Source organism: Paenibacillus sediminis (assembly GCF_017873765.1).
Classification (GTDB): domain Bacteria; phylum Bacillota; class Bacilli; order Paenibacillales; family Paenibacillaceae; genus Paenibacillus_AG; species Paenibacillus_AG sediminis.
The window spans coordinates 43,251-68,554 of record NZ_JAGGKP010000005.1 but is presented as its reverse complement, the minus strand read 5'-3'; the positions used below and the strand labels follow the sequence as shown (position 1 = coordinate 68,554).

Sequence of the window (25,304 nt, the reverse complement as noted above, 5' to 3'; positions counted from 1 at the left end):
AAAAGAATAGATAACATATGAACTACTAATACAGGGTAAGGAAAGGAGATGCCATGAAACATGCAAGTCTGCATCAGAAAATGACAGTGCTTGTTGTAAGGGAAGCGCAGCAACCCGTCAAGCAATTTAGCGTATCTAAGCCTTTAGTTATCGCGGTACCCGTCGCTGCTGTCCTTTCAATCTCGAGTCTCATTGTCAGCCTGGGCATTCATTACAACCAGGTTATTGCAGATTTAGAGCATCAATTATCGGCACAAAGCGTTCAAATGGAAGTGACTGTAACGGATAAAGATGAAGCGATTGATAGATTGCAAAAAGAAGTGATCTCTCTTTCTAATGAAGCCTCTAGTATGAAGTCCCGCATGGAGCAAGTCACGGAACTCGAACAGCAATTACAGCAATTTATTAAAAAATATGGCATTGTCACATTTGATCAAACAGCCTCTGATCAAGCTACTTCAGAAGGAAAAGTGTCTTCCCTGTCCTGGGATGATTCAGAGCATGTCGGCGGTGAATTCATCGCTGTACACGAGAATGAAATATTAAACCTCGCCCAGGAGACGAAAGATGACTTTCAAGAAATGAACATGTTGCTCGAAAATATGGTAAACCAAGTACCCTCAACCATAGAAAAAGCTCGTCAAACACAATACACGCTACAAGGTACACCTAATAAATGGCCTACTATATCTAAACGGATTACATCAAGCTTCGGATACAGAACCGATCCCTTCACTGGCAGAGCAGCTTTTCACGCAGGTGTTGACATTGCCGGTGATACTGGAGATCCCGTCTATGCAGCTGGAGCGGGAAAAGTAATTGCCGCTGAGAAAAGTAGTTCCCGCGGGAATTACATCATCATTCTCCATCCTGGTGGACTCGAAACGTGGTATATGCATTTAGACGGTATGAATGTAAATGTTGGTGAAAATGTATTAAAAGGAGAGAAAATTGGACGTCTCGGGGATACGGGCAGAAGTACAGGTGCGCATCTTCACTTCCAAGTTGTTAAAAACAATCAAACCGTTGACCCGCTTGACTATATCAAGTGACGATCAATCACAACATTAATGGGAGGATAAACATGTTTAAGGAATTCAAAAAATCAACAACAAACGCTACTCATACATTAATCGGCCAAGGCAGTGAAATTCAGGGCATTCTCATGTGTGAGGCAAATTTACGTATTGAAGGAACTTTTCAAGGAGAAATTGAATGCACCGGAGATATCGTCATTGGGGAGGATGGTGTAGCGCGTTCTAATATTATCGCAAACGGAGTCATCGTCGCGGGGAAAGTATATGGAGATATACGGACACAAGGCCGATTAACCATTACATCGACCGGTCAAGTATACGGAAATGTCATTGCATCCTCCCTCGTCATCGCTGAAGGCGGATTATTAAATGGAGCAAGCAAAATGGAAAAAGAGTCCTCATATATCATCTCTGAACCTGTAAAAAGTGTGTCCCATTCTGAAGCTGGTTAAAAAAGAAAAACTGCCGCTGCATTCGTCAGCGGCAGTTTTTCTTAGTATTCATTTAAGCAGCGACATCACGCTTTTTGAATACAACCCAAGTAACGGCCATTAATATCAAATAATAAACAGCTAATATAGAAATCGAGAAACCTATCGTAGCTCCGCCTGGACCTTGATTAGTTACGAGGTAACGACTTAAATCCATATGGTTGAAGAGCAAATAATTCGCCCAAGTATATTTTTCCGGATTAAAGATCATTGTGAAGATTCCCTTCGTGAACATAATAAACAAAGATAATCCAATCGATAGGCCACCTGAACGGAATACCGTAGACAGCATAAAAGCGATAGCTACAGTTATAAATAAATCAACATAACTGCAAACGAGTGACAGGAATACATACTTGCCAGCTCCGATGCCTGGAGGCACCATAGAAGGAATTGTATCTGTTGAATATATAAGCAGAGACGTAAAAAAACTAAGCGCTGCAAGCAGAACAGTACTTAAGATACTAAATAATAAGGTTGCGATGTACTTAGAGGCTAATATTTTGCTGCGACTCCAAGGGCGGATAAGGAGCAGCTTAATCGTACCCCAAGAAAATTCACCTGCAACCGACTCAGCAGCTATGACAACAGCAAAAATTGTATTTAAGAAGAAAACAAATGACGTTGACATCATAAAGCTGTCCCAGACACTTTGCTTTGTTGCATTATTTTCTAAGGACAATAAAATAGGTACCCCTATCGAGAGCAACGCCAAGATGCTCAGCATAATCCATGTTCTTACCCTAACATATATTTTCATATTCTCATTTTGTATAAGTCGAATAAAATTATTCAATGGATTCACTTCCCGTCATCTCTAAGAATTGATCCTCAAGCGATCTAGTCACTTTGTTAATTCCGAATACTTTGACGCCCGCTTGTACAAGTCTAGCATTAATTTCTGCTATCTCCTCGCGTACGGTCTGAACAATGAACACATTGTCCTCGACTTTTCCGCCAGGTACAATTCTAGCCGCCTGCGCCAAATCATCGACGTCAAATGCAATCGGCACTGCTAAAGATTCTTCCCCTTGTCCCTTTAACTGCCTTACATCGACAAGTTTGCCATTCTGGATGACCGCAACCGTATCACACATAAGCTCCATTTCAGATAATAAATGACTGGATACAAATACGGTAATTCCTTCGATCCTCGAAAGATGTCTTAAATAGTCTCGCAGCTCGCGTATGCCTTGCGGATCTAAGCCGTTCGTCGGTTCATCGAGCACGAGCAACTTCGGTCTATGAAGTAAGGCTTGAGCTACTCCCAGCCGTTGGCGCATCCCTAGTGAATAAGTTCGTACTTTATCATGAATTCGTTTCTGCAGCCCTACAAGCTCCACAACTTCATGAATGCGTTCCTTCGAAATATTCGGCATCATGCGCGCATAATGAAGCAAATTTTGATACCCTGACATAAATTTGTACATTTCTGGATTTTCGACGATAGCGCCGACTTGAGCAATCGCTTGTTCAAATTCATTTTTAACACTATGTCCTCCTACGAAGATATCCCCCTCCGTAATGGACATAAGTCCAACCATCATACGTATTGTCGTCGTTTTCCCCGCACCATTCGGTCCCAAAAAGCCAAATACCTGTCCTGCAGGGATGTGCAGCGTCAAATTATGTATTAACGTTTTTGATGAGATCTTCTTGCTAACGCCCTCGATCCGGACGACAGGTTCTTGCTGCATCGTCATTCCTCCTTCATCTTGGGCAAAATATGCCACCCTTGTCATATACCATCATAGTGTAACATATTTCAATTCATCGTGCTCCAAAAAATAGGAACAGTTGATAAATATATCCTTATTGTGCTTACAGTTATCGCAGCACGCAAGTGGAATCGTCTGACGGTAAAACCCTGTCCTAAATATATATTTGGCTTCACGAACAGAAACAAGCTGCTCGCAGCATAAGCAATAAACTGCACTGATCTCTCCCAATCTTATAACTTCCTTCCATAAACGTAATTAAGATTACGCAAGTTATGACACAGAATGAATAATTTGTGTCCAATCTACGGTCAATATGACGACATCCTCTTCAACGATTTCAGATCCGGTCTGTACTTCAATTAATTCCATATCATTCATTGCTCGAATACTGTGAAGCGTTCCTGCAGGTATTTTAATAACATCTCCTGCTTTCACTGATAGAAGGCGATCATCCATAATCATTTCACCTAAACCTGCTGTAATCGTCCAAAATTCATCTCGATGAAGATGATATTGATAGCTGGAGTTTTTACCTGCACGGATACAAATTCGTTTCGTTAGCACCTCATGTCCATCATCAAATTTTTGATAATCCAGAACACGGTAGTACCCCCACCTTCTTTCCTCATACATTGGCCTTTGCTCCATATCTTTAATGAAATCTTTCAGCTTAGGGCTCGAAGATTTATCAACAACCAGAATTCCATCTGGACTTGATGCCACTACAACATGGGGTAAACCGAGAATGGCAACAGGAATATCAAGCTCATTAATTAAGTGAGTATCCTTTGAATCTTCACTGATCATCCCTTTTCCAATTACATTTGATGCAATCTCCTCTGTTAACGTATTCCATGTTCCTAAGTCCTTCCAGTGACCTTCATAAGGTAAAGCAACAACTCGATCTGTTTTCTCGATCACTTCATAATCGAAGCTTATTTTCTCAAGTTTCCCATACTGTTTGGTCATTTCCTCATACTGTAACGGAAGTTTGCGATCGATCAATAGCTCTATCAAATAGCCTAATTTAAAAGCAAAAACCCCGCAATTCCAAAGCGCATGTTGCTCGATATACTGCTGCGCCTCATCTTCGCTGGGTTTTTCTTTGAATGTCTTCACCTTACTGTAATTGAGATTTGTCTCTAGCTCATCATTCATATAGGGAATGATATAACCATATTTTTCCGATGGATACGTCGGTTTAACACCAACCAGTGCTAAATCAGCACCGGACTGATTCAGAATCGTTTCCAGTTCTCTTATTTTGATAAAGAATTCATCTTCTACATATGAATCAACTGGCAGAACAGCAATCGTCTGATCTAAATCAATATCGGCCATAGAGTATAGATAACTAGCGGCAAGGGCGATGGCAGGAAACGTGTCTCTTCGCTCTGGTTCAATAATAATAGGCACTTGGTCTGACAGCTGACTGTGGATCATTTCTACTTGCGTTTTTCCTGTCGCTACATAAGCCGACTGTGCAAGCCCCACGTTTTCAAGTTGTCTCCATACCCTTTGAACCATGGACTCCATCTCGCCGCAGTCATTCCTCAATACCTTCAAGAACTGTTTGGAACGAAGATCATTTGATAACGGCCACAACCTCTTACCTGACCCACCAGACAAAAGTATGATTTTCAATCGTTTTCTTCCTCCCTATTATATAGATTGAAGGATCGCTCTATATTTATCGATCGAGGTTTGCTTCGTTAGATTCTGCTCTAAATAAATTCGACCATTTAAGCCCATATGAGACAGTGCTCCCTCATCCATTCGGGACATCTCATATATTTGCCTAATCAATTGTTCATAATGATGAGGTTCAACAACTGCACCGCATTTACTGCCGTAAATCAGATTAGCTGCCTCACTTCCCTCCTCCAGCACCCCAATAATTGGTTTGCCAGCTGCCATAACTCCGTAAATTTTACTTGGGACGGATACGCCCTTAATTCCTTTTTGATTGACAACTAGATGAACGTGCGCCGCATTGAGGGAATATTTAATTTCGTCTTTCGGCTGGAACGGGAGAAAATGTACGTTTGAAATGTTCTGCTCTTTAACATATTGCTCCATCTTTCTTTTCACGGCACCTTCTCCAATAAACACAAAAACGATCCGAGGATCATTATTAAATTCACTCGTTACTTTAATGATGTTTTCGAGATCATAATAAAGTCCAAGATTCCCAGAATACATAACGATAAATTTCTGTTCAAGACGATGCTCTTTCATAAATTGTGCTACTCGAGGGTGATTGTGGTTTAGAGGGATAATTTCACTCTCGTCGGTCCAATTGTTAATAACACTGTTGTTTGGAACCTTGTTATCTTGCAATCTGCGAATGAGCGTCTCCTGCATATCTTTACCGACAGTAATAATATGATTTGAGGCGCGGCAGCTTATGTTATCTACTTTTCTTGCCAAATTAAAAACCCATTTTTTATTTGAATAACTAATAGCCTCGGCCTGTTCAGGATTAAAATCTTGTATATTGTATATAAATTTCGTACGCTTCATCCATTTACCAATAGCACCAATCAACCCTCCAAGAATTGGCGGTGAAGAGATTGTATAAATGAGATCCACCTTTTGCATTTTAAACAGCGCAACTACTGCAAGAACAAAATAGGCAAGCATAAATTTAATACGACTCCCTTTACTCGTTTTGTCTACCGCTGGTGCACGCAATCTAATGATTTTAATTTCTTCAAGCTGGTCTCTCTCAAACAGCTTCTTTCGCTTCGTCTTATTCGTTCCTTCAGGCTGAACAGCAATGACTGTAATATCAAATTCATGTTGAAGCTCCAAGCATAGTTCCGTTAATAATTGACCTGTCGATGCATAATCCGGATAAAAATAATTAATAACAAATACAATTTTCCTCTTCATATGACATCTCCCAATATTTATAGCTCTGTTTCTCTTTGAGATTAGTTACTAGTTCTCTGCTGATACAATAAACAGAGAAGCGTCAAAATGATACCGTACGATAGTGTTTTATAGCTGACCTGAAACAGCAAACCAATCATTAACGGCACTAAACAACTGAGTATATAAGGCAAATTTTGAATGTTCATCGATTTTAAGAGATTGCGCAAAAGCCAGAACAAATAAGAGACAAAAATAGTTAAACCGAATATTCCTCCTTTAAGAAGGAAAAAAGTGACCGCGGAGTGTGTGTACGAAACTTTAATGTTATTAACAGCTGGATCGTGGAACAATCCTCCCCATCCCATACCAAAAAGCAAGGAGTAGACTGAGCCAGACGTTTCTTTTATGACAGTCATCATCTCATCTGTCTTCCCATTCAACCCGAAATTCTCTTGCTTCGCCATCAACAAATCATATGAGCTTTGGATCTGATGCTGCGCCGCTGCACCAATGACTATGGCAAGCGCAAGGAGCAACATAATTTTTTTTATCGATTTTCGTGAAATCATTAAGAAGTATACGAAATAACTGAACGCAGCAAGTCCGAGCGGTGCACGCTGCGCAACAGCCATTAATGATCCTAATGCAAGCACACCTCCCATTAGCATAAGTAGGCTGCAGATCCACCGAATAAGGCTCTTGCTTCGCCAAGTGTGAACCGCCATAATCGGCAAAAACACGCTTGCAAAAGAAACGCTAGGATCATAAGAGAGATAAAGAAAATTATCAAAATAATACATTTTTCCAATCTCAAATGGAGAAATTTGAACAACGTAGTAAAATCGTACAGCCATAATGACACCCATCAAAGACAGAAGCCATGGTAAAATATACAGCCAATTCATTTTGGAACGATTTATGGTTGGAAGCAGGAGCAGAGGAACAAACAGGTATATACACGGAATTACATCACGAACGACATCGTTGAGCCCCCAAGCATAGACAACCCCGCCGTTAAAAACACCCCACCACAGCAATAGAAAAAAGCTCAAATGTAGCCACACCGGCATAGCGAAGTATTGTTTATACAGGGTGAATCCGCCGCCAATTACAATGACACTTGTCGGAATCGTAACAAATATGACGAGCAGAAATGCAATTAAAACTTCAGCAACACCAGGATTAGCTGGAAATGGCGCACTAAAGCCGGCATATATCAACATGGCAAAAATAAAGGCAAGACTGCTCAGGGTATTGATACCGATCGACTTCATATATATCTGCGGTACGATCACGTTCATTGTTGCCTTCTGATTCATGCTTTTGAACTCCTTGTTAGAGACTTCTGATCCATTAAACATAAAAAAGCAATAATCATACCATAGGTTAATGTCTTAAAGCTGGGTTGAAATAATAGACCAATCATTACCGGCACAGTCGCAGCTAATATATAGGGGAGCCTTTCCATCGACAAACTGCGAAATAATTTACTAAATATCCAAATTAAATAGAGCAAAAAAATGGTTAATCCCAATACTCCGCCTTTGAGTAGAAAGAAGGTAACGGCGGAATGTGTAAAAGAAACCTCTTCGCCATAGGTTGGATCATAAAAAAGACCTCCCCATCCTATACCAAATAGCAATGCGTGAACGGAACGTGAAGTATCCTGTAATACTGCGATGAACTCATCTGCTTTACCATTCATTCCGTACGTTTCCTGCTTGTTCATTAGTAATTGATACGAAGATGTAATTAAGTCTTGGGCTAAGTAACTAATACATGCCATTATGATCAGAAATAGAAGGATCTTCTTCACCGATTTCCAGGAAATAAGAAGGAAATAAACGAAGAAACTGAGAACTGACAAACCAACGGGTGCCCTCTGCGCAATTGCCATTAACGAAGCTAAGGCCATAAATCCGCCAGCAAGCATCATAAGACTGCTAATCCAATGCATCAGACTACTGCTCTTCCATGTGTGAATGGCCATAATCGGTAGAAATATGGCTGCAAACGTAACGCTTGGATCATAGGCCAGGTATAAAAAATTATCAAAATAGGACATTTTTCCGATGTCTAAAGGAGAGATTTGTACCACATAAAAAAAGCGGATCGATAAAATAACACCAACAATGGACAGCAGCCATGGAAAGAGCTGTGCCCAGTTCCATCTGGAACGCTGCATTGCCGGCAGAAGAAGCAATGGAACAAACATATACACACAGGGTATAAGATCACGTACAATATCGGTAACGTGCCAGGCATGAACGATACCTCCGTTAAACAATCCCCACCATAGCGACAAAAAGAAGCCCAAATGAAGCCACATCGGTACGATTTCATACTTCTGGTAAATCGTAAATCCTCCACTCATCACTACAATCCCTGTGGGCAAAGTAACGAATAGTGCAAGCAGACAAGCGATAATAACTTCTACAACTCCTGGAGCTGAAGGAAATGGCCCGCTTAGCGTTGCGTATAAAAGAAGAGCAGAGACAAATGCCATGCCGCTCCATATCTGACCTTCAGACCTGTTTGTTGTCAGTACATTAAAATATGATGGAGCCACACCTAACCCTGCCTTTTGACTCATGTACCTTCGCGTACCTTTCTTAATTCACTAATCTTAATCCCGATCTGCCAGTAGTATACAGACCTAGCGAACGCGTAATGAAAACCTGCTGCTCCATCAAGAAAGCCCAGTTTAAGTACATAGCAATGCAGGAACGCAACTGCCCACTTCATAGGAAGCCGATTAAACAGTTTTTTCTGAAGTGTTCGAATATAGATCTGTGACTCATTTAAATTGCTTATCGCTCCGTTAGAACGAACAACCGCCTCCCAATCAGAGTAACGATTGTGCTTAGCGAAGTAATCGAACAAACTATCATGATCGAAGTGAATCATGGAATTCGTTAATACACCAGTGTGTCCATCAATTTGCGGCTGGTAATGCCCTTCAACCTCCCACATATTCGATGCACTTAGGTCATCATAGTCAAGAAATTTTCCTTTATGCCGATTGAACAGCACCAATTTATACATGCGATGTCCATATTTAAGCACCTTATTCATAAATACATAATCGAATCCAACGAAATATCCGTCACTCAAATTCCCCTTGCCGAACAGGTCCCGAATTTCCTTGACTAAATTTGACGATACTTCTTCGTCTGCATCAACATAGAGCACGTATGTATGTTTAAAAGGTAAGTTATCCAAGCACCACTGCTTTTTCTTTGGATACTGGCCATTCCAGTTGAAATGAATCACTTTCGCTCCAAGCTCTTCTGCAATTTGAATGGTTTGATCCGTACTGCCTGAATCAACGACGAAAATTTCATCAAATGCAGAGACGGACTTTAAACATTTGCTAATATTTTTCTCTTCATTTTTTGTCATGATAATTACGGTAACCGGAATTTTATTGTCCATATGAGAATCGCACCTTCTTATAAAAATGAGGAAATTTTCTCTTAAGCAATCTAACTGAAATCTGGATTGCCTGAATCGAATATCTTTTAAGCCATGACAAGCCGAAAACATGTTTGCGTATAAGCAATTGATCCTTTAAGCCTTGCTGCTCATGAAAATCATTGCTTGATGATGTGTGAACATGCCATACCATACTTTGTTGTGAGACATCGATTTTTTATAGAGTCGTCTGCATTCCGCTGTCTCTTCAATCGAATCACCATATATCAAATCCGGTCTATTATTTTGTATTGCAATAGCTTCTATCATTTCAGCCACTTTATCGTTTGCAAATAGATCCCCAGAATTCATGAAAATGAGATACTGCCCTGAACTCATCTCAATCCCTTTATTCATAGCATCATATAGTCCCTGATCAGGCTCACTGCTTTCGTTTTTAACCGATATTGTTCTATTCATTTAATACAGTCTCTCTTGATTTTTTAGATTTAGTCTTCTTGCCTAGACGCAAATGGATATACTTAACAATCGCTTTAACCCATTTCACAATTAATAAGAAGCTGAAATGAGTGGATATACCTAGCCTCCGCTTAGTAGCAATCCACATCAGTAAGTTTTGAAAAGCCAATCCTCCAACCATTACAAGCGCTAAAGAAGTCGGCCCTCCATTAATAGCTGTGATTGCTCCGCATGACATCGTGAGTAGACTGCTTATTACTGTAATTCGTAGCATCACTTTTTCATTTCCTGTCAGCGTTAGAATTAAGCCCGACGGACCGACTAGTAAATTGATGACCTGTCCGATGCTAAGAATGAACAGGATAAGACCGCCTTGGCTATAAAAAGAACCAAATACGATACCGAGAATCTGTCTTCCAAACAATGCAAAGATAAACACTAAAAATATCGCCGGTATCGTTAAAATCGTTGTTATAACCCTCCCTGTCTTCTCAAGCTCCTTCAGCTTTCCAGCGGCATTCTTGTCAGAAATAACTGTAGACATCATCGAATTGAGAATAATACCAAAAAAGTTAATCGTCGCAATCAAGCGAACAGCCGAGCCGTATATGGCAACCTGTTCCTCGTTGTGCGCAATACCAAGCATCCATAAATCAGAGGAAGTTAAAAAAAATAAGGCTACGTTGGACAGCATAATGGGTATTGAGACATTAAGAATCGATCTTAGTCGAATTTCTTTGTATTTAGGCATGAATTCAGTTAGTGGGAACTGCTTTAACTTAAGGTGGAGAAACCAGCACGCTAAGAGGCAATTAATTAAAATTGTGAGATTAATCATCAGCATAAAGGCAAACAAACTAATGGTCTGGCTGCTAACTAACGTATAAATAGCAACACTAATAATGAAGAGCAAATTACTAAACACACCGCCAAATATGACGGCTGCCTTCATGCCATGCAAACCGCGAAACGTCTCCCCGAGAAATTGCTGAAAAATGTTCATCACAATCCATGCTCCGGTAAGTATTGAGACATGCGATAGCTGAGGGGAATTAAAAAAGTATTTCAGTACAGATTGTTGCAAAATAAGATATAGAACCATCGCGCTGATTGAACCCATTAATGCTATTCGAATTGACAGCTTGATGGCTTGCTTCACACTCGAATATTGCTTCAATTGTAAATTCTCTGTTGTGAACTTAATAATGGCTTGATTTAAACCTAGAACGCCAACGATACTGCCGAAAAATGCAATGTTAAAAGCAAGCAAGTAAGTTCCGTAATCAGTGGAACTGAGCATTCTCGAGAGCAGTACATTAATAACAAGAACCGAAAAGGCGAAAACAACTCTGCCACAAAAGGTCCATATACCGCCGCTTATCATTTTACTTTCTGAAGAGGTGGTGGTAGGTATTTTGATTTTCAATTCCATACTCTAATGACCCGCCCATTCGCGCTTAGATCAAAGCTTTAGATAGCGCATCGTTATATTTCATTTCGGCTCGAACTCGCTTTAAGTCTTCATCAATCATCATATGAATGAGCTTCTCAAAGCTAATTTCTGGCTCCCAACCAAGGTTCTGCTTCGCCTTGGCGCAATCACCTAGAAGCAAATCAACCTCTGCAGGACGAACGAACTTCGGATCAATAACGACATAATCTTCGTAGTTCAGATCTACGTATGAGAATGCAACCTCTAGCAGTTCTCGAACGGAGTGTGTCTCGCCTGTAGAAATAACATAATCGTCCGGTTCATTTTGCTGCAGCATTAACCACATCGCTTTCACGTAGTCCCCTGCAAACCCCCAATCTCTAAGAGCCTCGAGATTCCCCATGCGAAGCTCATGCTGTAGACCTAATTTAATTCTGGCGACTGCATCCGTCACTTTACGAGTAACAAACTCAAGCCCTCTTCGCGGTGACTCATGATTGAATAAAATCCCCGAGCAAGCATATAAATTGAAGCTTTCACGGTAGTTGACTGTGATCCAGTGTCCATAAACTTTCGCTACTCCATACGGGCTTCTCGGATAAAAAGGAGTTGTTTCCTTTTGCGGCGTCTCTACTACCTTACCGAACATTTCACTACTTGAAGCTTGATAGAACCTTGTATTAGGCTTCACGATACGTACTGCCTCAAGCATATTAGTTACACTTAGCGCGGTCATATGCCCTGTCGCTAGCGGCTGCGGCCAAGAGGCGGCCACATAGGATTGCGCTGCTAAGTTATAAACTTCATCAGGCTCCGCTGAACGAACTGCTTCAATAAGAGATGCGAGATCTGTTAAATCCCCAGATATCCATTCAATCTGATCATGAATATGACGGACATTCTCATAATTAGGAGTGCTTGTTCTGCGGCGCAATCCGTATACTTTATAACCTTTACTTAATAACAATTCTGCTAGATATGATCCATCTTGACCTGTAACACCCGTTATCAAAGCCGTTTTCATATTATCCTCCGTCATTTAGGACTTAATATTTTGTGATGATCTATATACCATTGATACGTAGATTTTAATCCCTCTTTCAGAGGAATTCGTGCTTTCCAACCAAGGCTGTTTATTTTAGATACATCAACTAGCTTGCGAGGTGTGCCATCGGGTCTTGAGCTAATAAATGTGAACTCTCCCGAAAAACCAATTACATCTTTAAGCAAATAGGCAAGCTCGTGAATCGTCAAATCCTCACCAACACCAATATTTATAATCTCGTTCTCTTCGTAATGGTTCATTAAAAATAGACAAGCATCGGCAAGATCATCCACATGCAGAAATTCTCGTCTTGGAAGACCAGAACCCCATATTTCTACATTCGGCTCGCCTCGTTCTTTAGCCTCATGGATTTTTCTCATTAAAGCAGGAAGTACATGAGATGTCTCCAGATCAAAATTATCATTAGGACCGTATAAATTTGTCGGCATAACGGAAATATATTTTGTCCCATACTGGCGATTGTAAGATTGACACATTTTAATACCCGCAATTTTCGCAATGGCATAGGGCTCATTGGTTGGTTCCAACTCTCCTGTTAAAAGGTACTCCTCTTTGAGAGGCTGCAGCGCCAACTTCGGATAAATGCAAGTCGAACCTAAAAACAGCAGCTTTTGAACTCCAGTTTGATATGAAGCATCAATGACATTTGTTTGTATGAGCAGATTATCTCGAATAAAATCCGCGGGATAATCATTGTTAGATGCAATACCGCCAACCTTAGCAGCTGCTAAAAAAACGTAGTCTATCTTTTCTTGCCCGAATAAAGCGAACACTTTATTGCGATCTCTTAAATCTAAGTCAGAGCTGGTACGTAATACGATATTAGTGTACCCTGCTCTCTCTAAGTTTCTTGCAATAGCTGAACCAACGAGCCCCCTGTGCCCAGCAACGTAAATTTTGGAATCTTGATTCATAGACAGAATCTCCTTCTAACTGAGCTTTATTTGCTATCTCGTTAATGTTTTATAATTAGCAATGATTTTTTCAAGTTCATCCAAAAGAGGCTTGTGCAGATCTTCTTTCATTAGGGCAAATTGAAGCGATGTTAATATAAAACCAAGTTTTTCGCCCACATCGTAACGAATTCCGTCAAAGTGATAAGCATATACCTCCTCGACTTCAGCTAGCTTTTGAATGGCATCTGTCAATTGAATTTCTCCGCCGATACCCACTTCCATTTGCTCTAAAAAGTTAAAAATCCGTGGGGTTAGAATATAACGGCCCATAATGGCTAGATTTGAAGGGGCACTGTCTTGAGGCGGCTTCTCGACTAAATGATTGACACGATACAAGCTTAAATAATGTTCTACCCAGTCAATAATTCCATAGCGACTTACCTCTTCCATAGGTACAGGCTGCACGCCAATAATAGAGCTTTCTGTCGTTTCATATTGCTGCATAAGCTGATGGATGCATGGTATGTTAGAACTGACAATATCATCCCCGAGCAGCACAGCGAACGGCTCATTGCCGATAAACTTGCGCGCGCACCATACAGCATGCCCTAGCCCTTTCGGTTCTTTTTGACGTATGTAATGGATATCAGCCATTTTGGAAGGACGCTGAACTTCGTGCAGCAGGTCTAATTTTTGCTTTTCGAGAAGCTTTTGTTCCAGTTCAAAGGCGTGATCGAAATGATCCTCAATCGCTCTTTTACCTTTTCCAGTAACGATAATAATATCTTCAATACCCGATTCAATAGCTTCCTCAACAATATATTGAATCGTTGGTTTATTTACGATTGGCAGCATTTCTTTAGGCATTGCCTTTGTTGCAGGCAAGAAACGGGTACCTAACCCGGCTGCGGGAATGATGGCTTTTTTCACTTTTGCCATTATGCGTCCTCCTCATGTAAACCGCTGTATCTAAAGTGACAGATTATGAACAACTATAGCTATAAAACAATTAAATTTATAAATTAGGGCATTTAACCCTGCCTCACATCACACCATCGACGATGAACGTCTAAGGCCTCATCCTTGTGCACCCACAGCATGACCGAGTGTCTACGGTGATAGTGGTTCAGTAGACATCACCTGAATGATACAAAATGTATCATTTTGGTTTCACTTTACACCACGTATAAATCGATGTCAAGCGATACATTTTGTATAATCGATTGGTGGTTATCATGTCATTTAATCTTCTTGAACTGTGCTTGGCTTACTTTATCCATATCCTCTACTCCACTCAGCTCATAACGGCGTCCTTCTTGATCTGTGATTACCCAACTCATACTTGTAACTTGGTACATATTATCGTGCAAATTATCCATTTTAAATGTCTTCATTCCATAGCTGGTATGAACTACCCAAGACCAATCCCATCCCTTTCTGCTTATTGAAACGATTTTTGTAATGGAAGGAAGCATGTAACAGCGTGCTAACTCCTCAAGTGCTTCACTGCGGCTTCCTTCATCTAATTGAGAAAGATGCGGAATCATCATGAGCTCATCCCCATTCTCTAAACGAACCGAAATATGTTGTTCCGGCATTGAAAAGGGAAATGTACGTATTAACTTCACTGGACCATACCACTTGCCGTCAGCTTCTGCATGCAGTGTACCATCCTTACTGCGAAAAAACCGGATCAAGTATGGTTTGACCCGGTTCATATATGTAATATGCTTCATTGATTATCCGACCTCCATCGTTGTATCTCTGTTTTGCTTCTGGGATTCAACTAGCCGGTAGTAGTGGTCTCGTCTCTCATAAAGCTGCTGATGTGTTCCCATCTCAACCACACGTCCCTTTTCCATAACGACTATCCGATCGGCGTTTTTCAGTGTAGACAGTCGATGAGCAATGGCAATTGTGGTCCTTCCTTGAATAAGCCGCTGAATCGCCTCTTGAATTTGCCGCTCTGTCTCCGTATCAACAGATGCTGTCGCTTCATCCAAAATAAGAATGGGCGGATTAAGCAGCACAGCTCTAGCAATAGCTATTCTCTGCTTCTCTCCACCTGACAGCCGGTGTCCTCTTTCTCCCACCTTGGTGTCATACCCGTCAGGCAGCCTGCATATGAAATCGTGTGCATTCGCTATCCTCGCTGCGTGAATGATCTGCTCTGGCTCAGCGTCTGGACAACCGAACGCTATGTTTTGAGCAATCGTTCCATCAAATAGAAAGGTCTCTTGTAAAACCACACCGATGTGTTTACGTAAATCCTCTTGCTTAATATCTTTCAAGTGATGTCCATCTATGAATATGTTTCCTGAGTCCGGGTCATAAAACCGCAGCATCAAATTCACCATCGTTGATTTACCCGCTCCAGAATGTCCCACAAGCCCAATCATTTCTCCAGGACGAATCGTCAAATCGATATCATGCAGTACTTGACGATCCTTCTCATAGCCGTAGTGCACATTTTGAAAACGAATTTCTCCCTTAATGGAGGGCAAATGAACAGCGTTAGGGCCATCAGCTACATCTATAGGCGCTTCGATCACTTCCATAATTCGTTCCGATGCTCCTAAAGCACGGTTTACCCAGCTCATCGATTGAACAAACCATTTCATCGGTCCAAAGAACATGGATAAATAAGCGATATACGCACTTAACGTCCCGATTGTCATTTGATTGGAAAGAACGTACCTGCCTCCTGCATACCATATGAAAACACCGCAAAGTGCAGTAAATAAAGAAAATAATGGCGTAATGCTCAGCCACATATTTTGAATGGAAATATTACGCTGTACCAGTTGATCATTTGCTTTGTCAAAATGAAGCTTCTCATTCCATTCTTGAGCAAATGCTTTAATCACGCGAATACCTTGTAATGCTTCGCCAATTCGATTTTGAATGCTGATGGAAGATTGCCACTGGGCATACCAGAGTGTTCTTACTTTAGGCCAGAACCACATCATACCCATAATGAGCAGAGGTGTTGGAAGAAGTATCATAAGTGTTAGCTGCCAGTTCAAATGAAGCAGCATGGCAAGAATAAATACAGCAGTCAACGATTGAGTGACGAACTGAATCATACCTTCTGAAAGAAAATCTCTAAGATCATTCGTGTCATGATTAATTCGACCTATAAATTGGGAAACTTGCCTTTTATCAAAAAAACGCATCGATAGTTCCATAAGCGAATGGAACATATCTTTGCGGATATCTCCAATTAATTTACTGCCTATTCGAATCCCAAGAAATCCTCTTAATATTTGCATTCCTGTACTCGCCACTTGAATGAGTGCAAGCGTAACAATCATCCACAATAAAATTTCTGCTTTACCTTGTGAGGAAGAAACTTCATCAATAATTAAACTCGTCATATATGGAGGAGCAAGGTCCACAAATACGGAAACGATAAGAATCCCAAGCATCACCAGCATCTGGTTCTGATAGGGACGACAATAGCGGAGTACGCGAGTCAACTGAAACATTTTGCTTTTACATTTAAGGCATGAGCTTTGCCCAGGTCGTAATGTTGCGCCGCATTTTGAGCACGTCCCGCCATGGACAGCTCTTAACTCCTCGCCATCATTATCCCGCTCAGCTGGATGCTGCAGCCACTGTTCAATAGAGGACATGGCGGCTCTATAAGTATCGATATACGGAATCGTGCACCTTGCAATTTCTTGCTCATGGTCATCAGTTCTTATGTATAATGCGACGCCTCCTACGCTACTACGAAGCGTTACATCTTGAATGAACTCTTTCAAAATATTAAGTAATATAATTCCTTTAGAATCAACAACCTTTAAGCGATCTTCGTATAGGAGAACTTCATAATCTTGAAATTGAAGTTGAGCATTTACATCCGCTCTAAGACGAAGCCAAGGCGTATGACTGTGTTCTATCGTGACAAATGATATCTCTTGATCTTTTCTTCGCTTAAAATAAGGTGAAAATATACTCATGTCCGTTGATCACAGTCCTTTAATAGAGGTATACAGGCTTCGTCAATTTCAACCACTATATTCAAAAGAGATCAATCCAATTTCCACCAATTTATTGATGAATGTTGCAACATTACGTTCTACGACTGCCCGATCCGCACCATATTCAGCATGCACCCGATCTACTATATGCGCAGCAGTTGGACAATCTGGAATAATAGACCATACATATCCACCAACTTCATTTACTTTGGTGAACGTATTTTTGTCTAATTCGAGCAAAATCCACTCGCCATCAAATTGCGCCACTTCTACGTTTTCTTTTCTGATTAAACTTCCGGTTAACATCTCACTCATGAAATTCTCTCCCAAAAAGTATCATTTTTCTGAAAATATAAATGGTACGCAGGGACTGCCTGCATAACTTGTTTGCAGATAGAAATCATTTTAGCGGTTTCAAAATGGTTCGGTTTCCAAAAGAAAACTTTATCGAGAAGCTGGATGAAGGCGTCCCCCTTACTAAGAGGGACGCGGTACACATCAGGTGACTGAATAAGAAAATGTATCCCTGCAAGAGGACTACTCACTAGCTCGCATGGTTTCTCCCATTCACTGCGGAATGGTGAATCATAAATGACCACCTGACCATCGTCCTCTATGTATACAAAGGTTGCCTCGTCTGAGAGAATTGGACGCGGAAGGGATAACTGCGCAACAGTCGACTTACCAGCACCTGATTGACCTGAGAACATCCAAGCTTTCCCATGCTCAACAATACAAGATGAATGAACCAGCAAACCCTTCCGATGATAAATTAACCATGAGCTAAATAAATTGAGGAGTGCGTGCCTTAAGGAAAAATCATCATGTGTGTGAATCGTTGCTTGGCTGTAATCGAGAGACGCAGTCAGCATATAGTCTCGTCTAGTAAACGTAATCGAATCATCAGTTTCCTGAATGACTACAGACTGATCATCATTATAGGCCTTGCCGTATAGGTCATAAACTTTAACCTGCAAATCCGCTTCGACCGTCTCCAAAGCACCTTCCCGCAAAACGCGGTACCGTCTATAAATGAAGTCCCGTAGACGCTCACTGTCTACCTGAAAATAAATTCGTTGTCTACCGACTTGAGTTAGCAAACTGAACATGGTTCTCGACCTCTTCTTCATCTAAGTATTATGAAGCACTTTTTGGAACAATTCATTAACCTAACCAGTCATCTTTCACTACGACATCGCCGGCGATTATTTTCTGCCGCTGCCGTGCCATGTTCCTGACTCTACTGTTCCTTGATCAACTACTTCTGGAGTTCCGTTATCAGCCATTTGTATCACCTCCATTGCTTGGTATAGGTTTATATTACGATACAATTTGTATCATTGTCAACGCGATTTTTGTATCATTTTATTCACAGCTGATTGTTTAATAATTCATGAATACGCTCACGTTCTTCATCTTTTACGATGTAATACCAAATTCCATCTATAGTTCGTCCATTCCCTTGAATTTCGGCCGTATCCAATTTTTTCAGATCCGAACGATAATCCATAAGAAACGTCTTCATATCATCAAATGATATATTTGTCTTTACACTAGCCCGTATTTGTTTTAGTAGAGCATCTACTTGAGTCATATTGTTCATTTGCAGAGCATTGTTTAACAATTGCTTTATTATCTCTCGCTGCCTGCTGTTTCTGCCTATGTCGCCTCTAGGATCATCGTAACGCATGCGAGAATATGCTAACGCCTCATTTCCATGAAGCTTAAGTTCACCTTTATTGAAAATGTATCCTTCATACTTAAACGTATAAGCATTATCCACCTGGACACCGCCAATTAAATCAATCATGTTCGCGAAGCCTTCCATGTTGACTTTAATATAGTAATTGATTGGGTAATTCAAAAAATGCTCTACGGTATCCAGAGCCATTTCAACGCCTCCAAATGCATAGGCATGATTGATTTTATCTATGGTTCCATGGCCTGTGATTTCTGTTCGCGTGTCACGAGGGATGTTAAACATAAGGATTGACCCTTTTTCAGGATTAACAGCCAGCACAATTAGAGTATCTGAACGACCACGATCCCCCTGGCGCTCATCTACCCCCATTAATAACACAGTAAATGGATCACGTTTCTTCAAATCGATCCTCTTTGTCTCTTGCTTTATCCCTTGTTGGTTCAGTTTGGTACCTTTCTGTTCTTGAATGCTCACGACGATCTCAGTGGGCTTTCGAGCCTCGTAGATATGATTAGCTGTTGATTTGACCGACTGATACAAATAGAAACCATATCCCCAAATACCGATAATAACTACACTTAACGTTAAAATGGTTATACGTTTCCAATATTTCATTCGGGTCATTCTCCTCGCCTATAAGGTCTTTGATTTGGCATTCAACCAAGTTCGAACGACCGATAGATAGAGCTTAAAGTAACTTTTAATAACCGATTTTTCCTCGCCTATCTCATGTTTAAAGTACACTTGAGGAGGAAATAAGATATACCTCAGACTGGATAGCTTGTGTTTCCAAGTGTCGTATGTTGCAAATGCGGAGCTAACACGAAAGAAAAAATAACGGATGTCCTTCTGTTCCTGCATCACACGTCTTGCCAAATCCATGCTCCAAAGCGGATATTTTTTGTGTACTGACAGCGGCTTCCTTTCTTGAAGATAAGGAAACAATTTGTACACTAGAGAAAGTGCGAGTACAACTTTAGAGTAATTGTGATCAGAACTAGCCTGATGAAGCAGCCTTTCGTAATCCATATCATCGCCGTAATAGTGAATCAATTGCAAAATATCTAAAATATATTTCAACGAACTCATATGATGACTAATACCATGGAGACAAATATGGTAGAACGTCTGCTGCAGAGATAACTCTCTTACATACGTATAATTGCTAATTAGGCTAGACTCGGACCAGAAGTAATCAATTTCCGTATTTGAATTATTTTGTCTAGATATATTCCAGTGAATTTCAGTCTCTAATCGAGAATATAGTGGATTATCATATGATTTAGCTAGCAAGATATGAAAATGCGCCGGGTCACCTTCTTCAAAGTGAAATCCTAATTCGCTCAGTATGTCTTCAGACTTCTGCACATCCTCAGGGTGAACAAGCAAGTCAATATCACTCGTTGCCCTGGCAGAAATATGTTTGAAATACCTTTCAGTGAACCATACACCCTTAAGCTGAATAACCGGAATGCCTTGCTGTTCAAAGGCCGTTAATATTTTCTTTTGCTCTGATTTAATAAATAAATTTTGAAACAATACAGGATCTACACGGCGCTTTAATTCCTTGGTAAAGAAATCTGGAACAGCATTCATCAGCTCCTGTTCTCGCAGCATATGGTATATTTGAGCTTCTGCACCAAAACACTTGATATCACCGAGTATATGCTCATACTCAACCTGATCTCTTAATGGTGATAGTTGACCTTGATACAGTTCTGAAATAAACGTAATCGTTGTATCCATAGAACCCCCTTCATTCATCCCTAGTATGCATCTTTGGCTCCCAGCATGACCGAGACTGTTTTCATCATGATTTGAATATCTATTTTTATATTCCGACCATCTATGTATTTCAAATCGAGCTCAACCATATCTTCAAAGCTAAGCTGATTTCGTCCGCTAACTTGCCACAGTCCCGTACATCCCGGTTTGACCGATAACCGCAGTTTGTGATACGTACTATACTGCTCGACTTCCCTAGGAAGCGGCGGTCTAGGCCCCACTATACTCATTTCTCCTTTTAAGACATTCCATAACTGCGGCAACTCATCAATGCTGGTTTTACGAATGATTCTGCCAACCCTTGTAACACGAGGATCCACTTTCATTTTGAACATGGCACCGCTAATTTCATTTTGATCAAGCAGTTGTTCAAGCAATTCCTCAGCGTTATGTACCATGGATCGAAATTTATACATTTTAAATGGGGTACCATTTTTACCAATGCGAATTTGATGAAAAATGATAGGTCCATTAAAATCTTCAACTTTTATGAGAAGTGCAACCAGAATAAAGAGCGGAAATAATAGGATTAACCCCAACAGAGCACCTGTGAAATCAACAATTCTTTTCAGAATCAAATAGTTTTTTTTGGACCGAGCAGTTCGTACCTGCGTGCTTGAAATCAACCTAGAATAGTAAGGATTTGATTCTAACAGTATGTCTCCCTCTTCTCTTTGCGTAGATAAGCTCATTCGTAATGACCTCCGCAAAATATTATTTTCCTATTACCATCCTAAAGATTGCCTCCATAATAATAAAAGTGATCCTGACTATCCTTACGATTGAGGTTATTGAGTACAGTCCCCAATAGATGAGCCTTCACATGTTCTAATTTAGATTTAGCCTTCAATACCGCACTCTTCTTCACTTTGCCTGCAAGTATAACCAGAATAACTCCATCACACATTGAACCAATGATGAGGCTGTCAGTTACTGATAAAACAGGCGGTGTATCAAACAAGATCACATCGTAAAGTTCTTTGAGTTCTTTCAACAATCCTTGCATTTTCTGAGAGCCTATCATCTCAGCTGGATTAGGTGGAATCGGACCAGATGTTAATATATATAAATTTTCCACATCCGTTTCTCTAATAACATCCTCAAAACTGTACTGATTCGTTAAAACATTTGTAAGTCCGGTATGATTTGATTGAACAAATACTTGATGCAAAGAAGGCTTACGAAGGTCACCATCAATGAGAAGCACTTTTTTACCTTCTTGAGCATAAGCCACTGCCAAATTGCTAATCGTTGTCGTCTTGCCCTCAGACATTTGAGCGGAAGTAGCCATAATAACCTGCATTGGTTTATCAACCGACGAGAACTGAATATTCGTACGCAGCGTTCGGTAAGCTTCAGCAATCGGGGATTTTGGATTAATGACAGTAACTAAATTATTTTTATTGGTTGATCGTGGCATATTTACCCTCCCCGACTTGTTGTAAAGCTGACGCGGATGTTTTTGGTGTGCGGACATCATGATTTTTAATCTTAGCTATGACCGTTAATGTAGGTAATCCGATCTCTCTTTCCACTTCAACTTCCGATTTCATCGTGTCATCCAAATAATCCATCAAAAAAACTAAACCAACCGCCATCATAGCGGATACGATACCTGCAATAATGATCTTAATAACCGGATTCAAATTGATTGGCAGTGCTCTTTCGTCAGGCTTAGCTTCACTCAGGATCGAAACATTGTCTACCTTCATAATGCTGGGAATTTCATTTTTAAATACATGCGCCACAGCATTTACAATTTCTGCTGCTCTCTTATAGGAGGTATCGTAGATAACCAATTCCATGACTTGGGAACGATTTGCTGAATTAACGGTAATCATATTAGATAGTTGTTTCGATGAAACTCCAAGCTCTGTATACTGCGCCGCCACTTTATCCATAATCGCTGATGATTCAATAATCTCTATATAAGAGTTAATTACCGTAATATCTGTCTGCAATGAACTGAAGTCAAGTACGTTCACTCCACCCAATTGGACCGACTGGTTGACAATTAACTTGGCACTGGCTTGATACATTGGCTGTGTAAAATAGTAACTTTGAATTCCCACTGAAGCCGATACGACAATGATCAACCCAATAATGAACCACAACTTTTCTCGGATGACGCGGATAAATTCCTTTAGTTCCACTTGTAAACCCCCAGTATTGATCGTTATTTTGTTATTACTAAGCACTTAAATCACTACCAAAATACCGATCTGCGTTTCTTAGCAACCTGCTCTTCATAAACAATGAGTTCATTATTCAGTACACATTGTGCATTCCGCTTGAAAATATGAACAAGTTCATCGCCCAGCAGCCTCCCGATAATTCGATAAGCCTCTACGAGCGCGAAAGCTCTGCGAAATGGATGATGGGCATCGGATGCGACGAAGTGGACCATTTTATTTTTACAAAGTTGAATGCAAAGTTTTTGCACTCTTTTGCCGAAATGTCCGATGATGGAATGTGCTGTCACTTGACAAAGGGCGCCTTGGTCAATTAAATGATTCAAAATGGAAGGTGAGTACAATATTTCGTAGTTTCGTTCAGGATGCGCGATGATTGGCGTAATTCCACATACGTTTAACTCGTGAAGCACATCGTCTAAGTATCTGGGGACAAGTCTGCTCGGTAACTCAAGCAGCATGTAACGGCTTCCCGCGAGTGTACATAAATTTCCTTGGTACAATTCACTTACAAGTGCAGCATGTACTCTGATTTCTTGCCCTTCTACAATGCGAAGTGAAATGTTATGGATATATAGTTGATCGTTTAATGAATCTATTATTGGCTTAATTAATTTGGCAGGTGTCTCATAGAGGCCATTAAGATGATGAGGGGTAGCTATAACCGTATGAATCCCTTGCAATACCGCAGTTTTCGCCATCTCAAGCGCTTCCTCTAACGATTTAGCGCCATCATCAATTCCCGGTAATATGTGAGAGTGAATGTCGATCATCCAGCTAATCTCCCCTATCTTACGCTACGATTTTTTTGAGGTAAAAGAACTAATGCGTATATACAGGAAATATAGTAATATGTAAGTAAATGCCTAAATTTTAATATCGATCAGCTTTGATATTAGATTGTGATCTAAGGCCCAGTGAAAATACTCTGAATCGTAACGAAGTTGTTTAAGTGTATTGTCCGGTCTAACTATCATGCTGTTTAAAAAGCTAGTTACTTTCATTCGTTGATTATCGCTATAATGTATATCCGCCCGGTAATAAACCGCATTGTCGTAACTCACTTTAGACTCTACACTTGCGGTGATGCAAATCGTATTTCTGTGATCTTCTATTTCAAAGCAGTACAGCACATCGGGTGTAACAGGCAGATTTAGGTCACTAACAAACTGAAGTGTCGATGGACTTAGTCCTAGCAGAAGAACTGGACGATGACCACTAACAACATATTCACTTCGAACTTTATGAACCGTTAAATGCGCTTTAAGCTGAATCGATGTCCAACCATGGATATATGGATTCATAGCTTCGTTCCTTTAACATTGAAATTTGTAAGTATATAAATAAGACTTTCAGACAACAATAATTTATGATACAATTTGTATCACAATAACCTCAAGATACGATACAATTCGTATTGTGTCAAGTTAATATTATGTATTCTCTTGATTATTAATGCAAATATTTGCAAATAGGATGACTTTCCACGGCAATCATAGGAGGATCACACATGAAGTATGGAAATCGCATTGCGGAACTGCGGGAACAGCGGGGATGGACACAAGAAGAAGTTGCCAGCCTAATTGGCATTACACGCGCAGCTCTTTCTCATTATGAGAAAAATCGCCGTAAACCTGATTTCGAAGTGCTAAATAAGCTAGCCGATCTATTCAAAGTTTCCATCGACTACTTGATTGGCAGAACGGCAAAACAGGAAAATGTTCTCGATGAAGATGTAAGACAATTTGTCGACCAATTAGAGTTATCAGATGATGATATTCTTGAACGTTTTCAATTAACTGTAGACGGACGAGCATTGACCGAAGAAGAAGCCAAAAGATTTATTGCTTTTGTGCGTATGGAGAGATCCATGAAATCTTAATGCGAAAAGCCTCATTCACGAGATTCATGAAAGTTTTCTCGTAAATGAGGCTTTTCTATGGCTATTTATGAAGAAAATTCTTGTGAAGATATGTATTGTACCCAGTTATTATACTCAATCCCGCTTTGCTGCAGAATCCGAAGGATGTCGATTTCGACTTTTAGCGGACTGATTTTACTTTCATCGCTCTGTTTTTCCCCACTGTCGTGCTCCAGATTCATTCAGACAACCTCACTTATTTCTTTTTTCTTTTATACCTAAAAATAGTTTTGTCCTGTCTAGGAAACAACTCCTATTATAAGCGAATAAAACTCCAAAGGTTGTCGTCTTATGACCCCGCTCC

General features: G+C 40.4%; 27 protein-coding genes. 3 read left to right on the top strand and 24 right to left on the bottom strand.

The features are described from left to right. Nucleotides 1–53: 53 nt before the first annotated feature. A complete protein-coding gene (locus J2Z20_RS11275) occupies nt 54–1,052 on the top strand; it encodes a M23 family metallopeptidase (protein WP_209849789.1) in 999 nt (332 codons plus the stop codon). A gap of 32 nt (nt 1,053–1,084) precedes the next feature. Continuing rightward, nucleotides 1,085–1,489 carry a bactofilin family protein gene (locus tag J2Z20_RS11270; protein ID WP_209849787.1) on the top strand — a complete coding sequence of 135 codons (405 nt, stop codon included), beginning with the start codon at nt 1,085–1,087 and terminating at the stop codon, nt 1,487–1,489. A 52-nt stretch (nt 1,490–1,541) separates the two neighbouring features. On the opposite strand, the gene J2Z20_RS11265 is transcribed toward J2Z20_RS11270, so the two are convergent. From J2Z20_RS11265 to J2Z20_RS11155, 23 genes are all read right to left on the bottom strand, one after another. Continuing rightward, nucleotides 1,542–2,324 carry an ABC transporter permease gene (locus tag J2Z20_RS11265; protein WP_209849783.1) on the bottom strand — a complete coding sequence of 261 codons (783 nt, stop codon included), beginning with the start codon at nt 2,322–2,324 and terminating at the stop codon, nt 1,542–1,544. Next, complete coding sequence (locus J2Z20_RS11260; protein WP_209849780.1) at nt 2,317–3,225, bottom strand: ABC transporter ATP-binding protein; 909 nt, start codon at nt 3,223–3,225, stop codon at nt 2,317–2,319. Before J2Z20_RS11260 ends, J2Z20_RS11265 begins: the two co-directional genes overlap by 8 nt. A 294-nt stretch (nt 3,226–3,519) precedes the next feature. Then, nucleotides 3,520–4,893, bottom strand: a complete 1,374-nt coding sequence (locus J2Z20_RS11255) for a sugar phosphate nucleotidyltransferase (protein WP_209849777.1) — start codon at nt 4,891–4,893, stop codon at nt 3,520–3,522. 18 nt (nt 4,894–4,911) lie between these two features. Further along, a complete protein-coding gene (locus J2Z20_RS11250; RefSeq protein WP_209849763.1) occupies nt 4,912–6,144 on the bottom strand; it encodes a glycosyltransferase family 4 protein in 1,233 nt (410 codons plus the stop codon). 41 nt (nt 6,145–6,185) lie between these two features. Beyond that, nucleotides 6,186–7,445 (bottom strand): hypothetical protein, encoded by a 1,260-nt coding sequence (locus tag J2Z20_RS11245; RefSeq protein ID WP_245252266.1) that lies wholly within the window; start codon nt 7,443–7,445, stop codon nt 6,186–6,188. Then, nucleotides 7,442–8,695, bottom strand: coding sequence for a hypothetical protein (locus J2Z20_RS11240; protein ID WP_342454300.1), 1,254 nt, complete (start codon nt 8,693–8,695; stop codon nt 7,442–7,444). The genes J2Z20_RS11245 and J2Z20_RS11240 overlap by 4 nt, the downstream gene beginning before the upstream one ends. Nucleotides 8,696–8,715: 20 nt before the next feature. Beyond that, nucleotides 8,716–9,561 (bottom strand): glycosyltransferase family 2 protein, encoded by an 846-nt coding sequence (locus tag J2Z20_RS11235; RefSeq protein WP_209849761.1) that lies wholly within the window; start codon nt 9,559–9,561, stop codon nt 8,716–8,718. A 135-nt stretch (nt 9,562–9,696) separates the two neighbouring features. After that, the gene (locus tag J2Z20_RS11230; RefSeq protein ID WP_209849758.1) at nt 9,697–10,020 is read right to left on the bottom strand and encodes a glycosyltransferase; all 324 of its coding nucleotides are present in this window, start codon (nt 10,018–10,020) and stop codon (nt 9,697–9,699) included. Continuing rightward, complete coding sequence (locus tag J2Z20_RS11225; RefSeq protein ID WP_209849755.1) at nt 10,013–11,452, bottom strand: oligosaccharide flippase family protein; 1,440 nt, start codon at nt 11,450–11,452, stop codon at nt 10,013–10,015. Before J2Z20_RS11225 ends, J2Z20_RS11230 begins: the two co-directional genes overlap by 8 nt. Nucleotides 11,453–11,477: 25 nt before the next feature. Next, nucleotides 11,478–12,476 carry a GDP-mannose 4,6-dehydratase gene (gene gmd, locus J2Z20_RS11220; protein WP_209849729.1) on the bottom strand — a complete coding sequence of 333 codons (999 nt, stop codon included), beginning with the start codon at nt 12,474–12,476 and terminating at the stop codon, nt 11,478–11,480. An 11-nt stretch (nt 12,477–12,487) separates the two neighbouring features. After that, on the bottom strand, nt 12,488–13,432 hold the full coding sequence (gene fcl, locus J2Z20_RS11215; RefSeq protein WP_209849726.1) for a GDP-L-fucose synthase: 945 nt from the start codon (nt 13,430–13,432) through the stop codon (nt 12,488–12,490). Nucleotides 13,433–13,465: 33 nt separating this feature from the next. Beyond that, nucleotides 13,466–14,353 carry a UTP--glucose-1-phosphate uridylyltransferase GalU gene (gene galU, locus J2Z20_RS11210; RefSeq protein WP_209849723.1) on the bottom strand — a complete coding sequence of 296 codons (888 nt, stop codon included), beginning with the start codon at nt 14,351–14,353 and terminating at the stop codon, nt 13,466–13,468. 299 nt (nt 14,354–14,652) lie between these two features. After that, on the bottom strand, nt 14,653–15,150 hold the full coding sequence (locus J2Z20_RS11205; protein WP_209849720.1) for a DUF1854 domain-containing protein: 498 nt from the start codon (nt 15,148–15,150) through the stop codon (nt 14,653–14,655). 3 nt (nt 15,151–15,153) lie between these two features. Continuing rightward, nucleotides 15,154–17,379 (bottom strand): ABC transporter ATP-binding protein, encoded by a 2,226-nt coding sequence (locus tag J2Z20_RS11200; protein ID WP_209849717.1) that lies wholly within the window; start codon nt 17,377–17,379, stop codon nt 15,154–15,156. A gap of 48 nt (nt 17,380–17,427) precedes the next feature. Continuing rightward, the gene (locus tag J2Z20_RS11195) at nt 17,428–17,715 is read right to left on the bottom strand and encodes a PqqD family protein (protein WP_209849715.1); all 288 of its coding nucleotides are present in this window, start codon (nt 17,713–17,715) and stop codon (nt 17,428–17,430) included. Then, a complete protein-coding gene (locus J2Z20_RS11190) occupies nt 17,712–18,509 on the bottom strand; it encodes a hypothetical protein (protein WP_209849712.1) in 798 nt (265 codons plus the stop codon). The genes J2Z20_RS11195 and J2Z20_RS11190 overlap by 4 nt, the downstream gene beginning before the upstream one ends. A gap of 260 nt (nt 18,510–18,769) precedes the next feature. Then, nucleotides 18,770–19,717, bottom strand: coding sequence for an LCP family glycopolymer transferase (locus J2Z20_RS11185; RefSeq protein WP_209849709.1), 948 nt, complete (start codon nt 19,715–19,717; stop codon nt 18,770–18,772). A gap of 18 nt (nt 19,718–19,735) precedes the next feature. Then, complete coding sequence (locus J2Z20_RS11180; RefSeq protein ID WP_209849707.1) at nt 19,736–20,848, bottom strand: nucleotidyltransferase domain-containing protein; 1,113 nt, start codon at nt 20,846–20,848, stop codon at nt 19,736–19,738. A 20-nt stretch (nt 20,849–20,868) separates the two neighbouring features. Next, nucleotides 20,869–21,579, bottom strand: a complete 711-nt coding sequence (locus tag J2Z20_RS11175; RefSeq protein ID WP_209849704.1) for a sugar transferase — start codon at nt 21,577–21,579, stop codon at nt 20,869–20,871. 41 nt (nt 21,580–21,620) lie between these two features. Further along, nucleotides 21,621–22,307: a CpsD/CapB family tyrosine-protein kinase gene (locus tag J2Z20_RS11170; RefSeq protein WP_209849701.1), complete on the bottom strand. Its 687-nt coding sequence runs from the start codon at nt 22,305–22,307 to the stop codon at nt 21,621–21,623. Beyond that, nucleotides 22,288–23,040 (bottom strand): YveK family protein, encoded by a 753-nt coding sequence (locus tag J2Z20_RS11165; RefSeq protein WP_209849699.1) that lies wholly within the window; start codon nt 23,038–23,040, stop codon nt 22,288–22,290. Before J2Z20_RS11165 ends, J2Z20_RS11170 begins: the two co-directional genes overlap by 20 nt. A gap of 53 nt (nt 23,041–23,093) precedes the next feature. After that, nucleotides 23,094–23,852 carry a tyrosine-protein phosphatase gene (locus tag J2Z20_RS11160; RefSeq protein ID WP_209849696.1) on the bottom strand — a complete coding sequence of 253 codons (759 nt, stop codon included), beginning with the start codon at nt 23,850–23,852 and terminating at the stop codon, nt 23,094–23,096. 93 nt (nt 23,853–23,945) lie between these two features. Continuing rightward, nucleotides 23,946–24,383 carry a hypothetical protein gene (locus J2Z20_RS11155; protein ID WP_209849693.1) on the bottom strand — a complete coding sequence of 146 codons (438 nt, stop codon included), beginning with the start codon at nt 24,381–24,383 and terminating at the stop codon, nt 23,946–23,948. Between the two features lie 206 nt (nt 24,384–24,589). On the opposite strand from J2Z20_RS11155, the gene J2Z20_RS11150 reads away from it, so the two are divergent. Further along, the gene (locus J2Z20_RS11150) at nt 24,590–24,961 is read left to right on the top strand and encodes a helix-turn-helix domain-containing protein (RefSeq protein WP_209849690.1); all 372 of its coding nucleotides are present in this window, start codon (nt 24,590–24,592) and stop codon (nt 24,959–24,961) included. Between the two features lie 65 nt (nt 24,962–25,026). Here the strand turns inward: J2Z20_RS11150 and J2Z20_RS11145 are convergent, their stop codons facing one another. Then, the gene (locus J2Z20_RS11145; RefSeq protein ID WP_209849687.1) at nt 25,027–25,182 is read right to left on the bottom strand and encodes a hypothetical protein; all 156 of its coding nucleotides are present in this window, start codon (nt 25,180–25,182) and stop codon (nt 25,027–25,029) included. Between the last annotated feature and the right edge of the window lie 122 nt (nt 25,183–25,304).

What these genes read in the sequence shown, in the direction of transcription:
- gmd (WP_209849729.1), bottom strand. Translation starts at nt 12,476, where the DNA reads ATGAAAACGGCTTTGATAACGGGTGTTACAGGTCAAGATGGATCATAT.
- J2Z20_RS11195 (WP_209849715.1), bottom strand. Translation starts at nt 17,715, where the DNA reads ATGAGTGAGATGTTAACCGGAAGTTTAATCAGAAAAGAAAACGTAGAA.
- J2Z20_RS11260 (WP_209849780.1), bottom strand. Translation starts at nt 3,225, where the DNA reads ATGCAGCAAGAACCTGTCGTCCGGATCGAGGGCGTTAGCAAGAAGATC.
- J2Z20_RS11270 (WP_209849787.1), top strand. Translation starts at nt 1,085, where the DNA reads ATGTTTAAGGAATTCAAAAAATCAACAACAAACGCTACTCATACATTA.
- J2Z20_RS11200 (WP_209849717.1), bottom strand. Translation starts at nt 17,379, where the DNA reads ATGAGTATATTTTCACCTTATTTTAAGCGAAGAAAAGATCAAGAGATA.
- J2Z20_RS11150 (WP_209849690.1), top strand. Translation starts at nt 24,590, where the DNA reads ATGAAGTATGGAAATCGCATTGCGGAACTGCGGGAACAGCGGGGATGG.
- J2Z20_RS11205 (WP_209849720.1), bottom strand. Translation starts at nt 15,150, where the DNA reads ATGAAGCATATTACATATATGAACCGGGTCAAACCATACTTGATCCGG.
- J2Z20_RS11275 (WP_209849789.1), top strand. Translation starts at nt 54, where the DNA reads ATGAAACATGCAAGTCTGCATCAGAAAATGACAGTGCTTGTTGTAAGG.
- J2Z20_RS11230 (WP_209849758.1), bottom strand. Translation starts at nt 10,020, where the DNA reads ATGAATAGAACAATATCGGTTAAAAACGAAAGCAGTGAGCCTGATCAG.
- J2Z20_RS11245 (WP_245252266.1), bottom strand. Translation starts at nt 7,445, where the DNA reads ATGAATCAGAAGGCAACAATGAACGTGATCGTACCGCAGATATATATG.
- galU (WP_209849723.1), bottom strand. Translation starts at nt 14,353, where the DNA reads ATGGCAAAAGTGAAAAAAGCCATCATTCCCGCAGCCGGGTTAGGTACC.
- J2Z20_RS11155 (WP_209849693.1), bottom strand. Translation starts at nt 24,383, where the DNA reads ATGAATCCATATATCCATGGTTGGACATCGATTCAGCTTAAAGCGCAT.
- J2Z20_RS11225 (WP_209849755.1), bottom strand. Translation starts at nt 11,452, where the DNA reads ATGGAATTGAAAATCAAAATACCTACCACCACCTCTTCAGAAAGTAAA.
- J2Z20_RS11250 (WP_209849763.1), bottom strand. Translation starts at nt 6,144, where the DNA reads ATGAAGAGGAAAATTGTATTTGTTATTAATTATTTTTATCCGGATTAT.
- J2Z20_RS11145 (WP_209849687.1), bottom strand. Translation starts at nt 25,182, where the DNA reads ATGAATCTGGAGCACGACAGTGGGGAAAAACAGAGCGATGAAAGTAAA.
- J2Z20_RS11170 (WP_209849701.1), bottom strand. Translation starts at nt 22,307, where the DNA reads ATGCCACGATCAACCAATAAAAATAATTTAGTTACTGTCATTAATCCA.
- J2Z20_RS11185 (WP_209849709.1), bottom strand. Translation starts at nt 19,717, where the DNA reads ATGAAATATTGGAAACGTATAACCATTTTAACGTTAAGTGTAGTTATT.
- J2Z20_RS11190 (WP_209849712.1), bottom strand. Translation starts at nt 18,509, where the DNA reads ATGTTCAGTTTGCTAACTCAAGTCGGTAGACAACGAATTTATTTTCAG.
- J2Z20_RS11160 (WP_209849696.1), bottom strand. Translation starts at nt 23,852, where the DNA reads ATGATCGACATTCACTCTCACATATTACCGGGAATTGATGATGGCGCT.
- J2Z20_RS11180 (WP_209849707.1), bottom strand. Translation starts at nt 20,848, where the DNA reads ATGGATACAACGATTACGTTTATTTCAGAACTGTATCAAGGTCAACTA.
- fcl (WP_209849726.1), bottom strand. Translation starts at nt 13,432, where the DNA reads ATGAATCAAGATTCCAAAATTTACGTTGCTGGGCACAGGGGGCTCGTT.
- J2Z20_RS11175 (WP_209849704.1), bottom strand. Translation starts at nt 21,579, where the DNA reads ATGAGCTTATCTACGCAAAGAGAAGAGGGAGACATACTGTTAGAATCA.
- J2Z20_RS11235 (WP_209849761.1), bottom strand. Translation starts at nt 9,561, where the DNA reads ATGGACAATAAAATTCCGGTTACCGTAATTATCATGACAAAAAATGAA.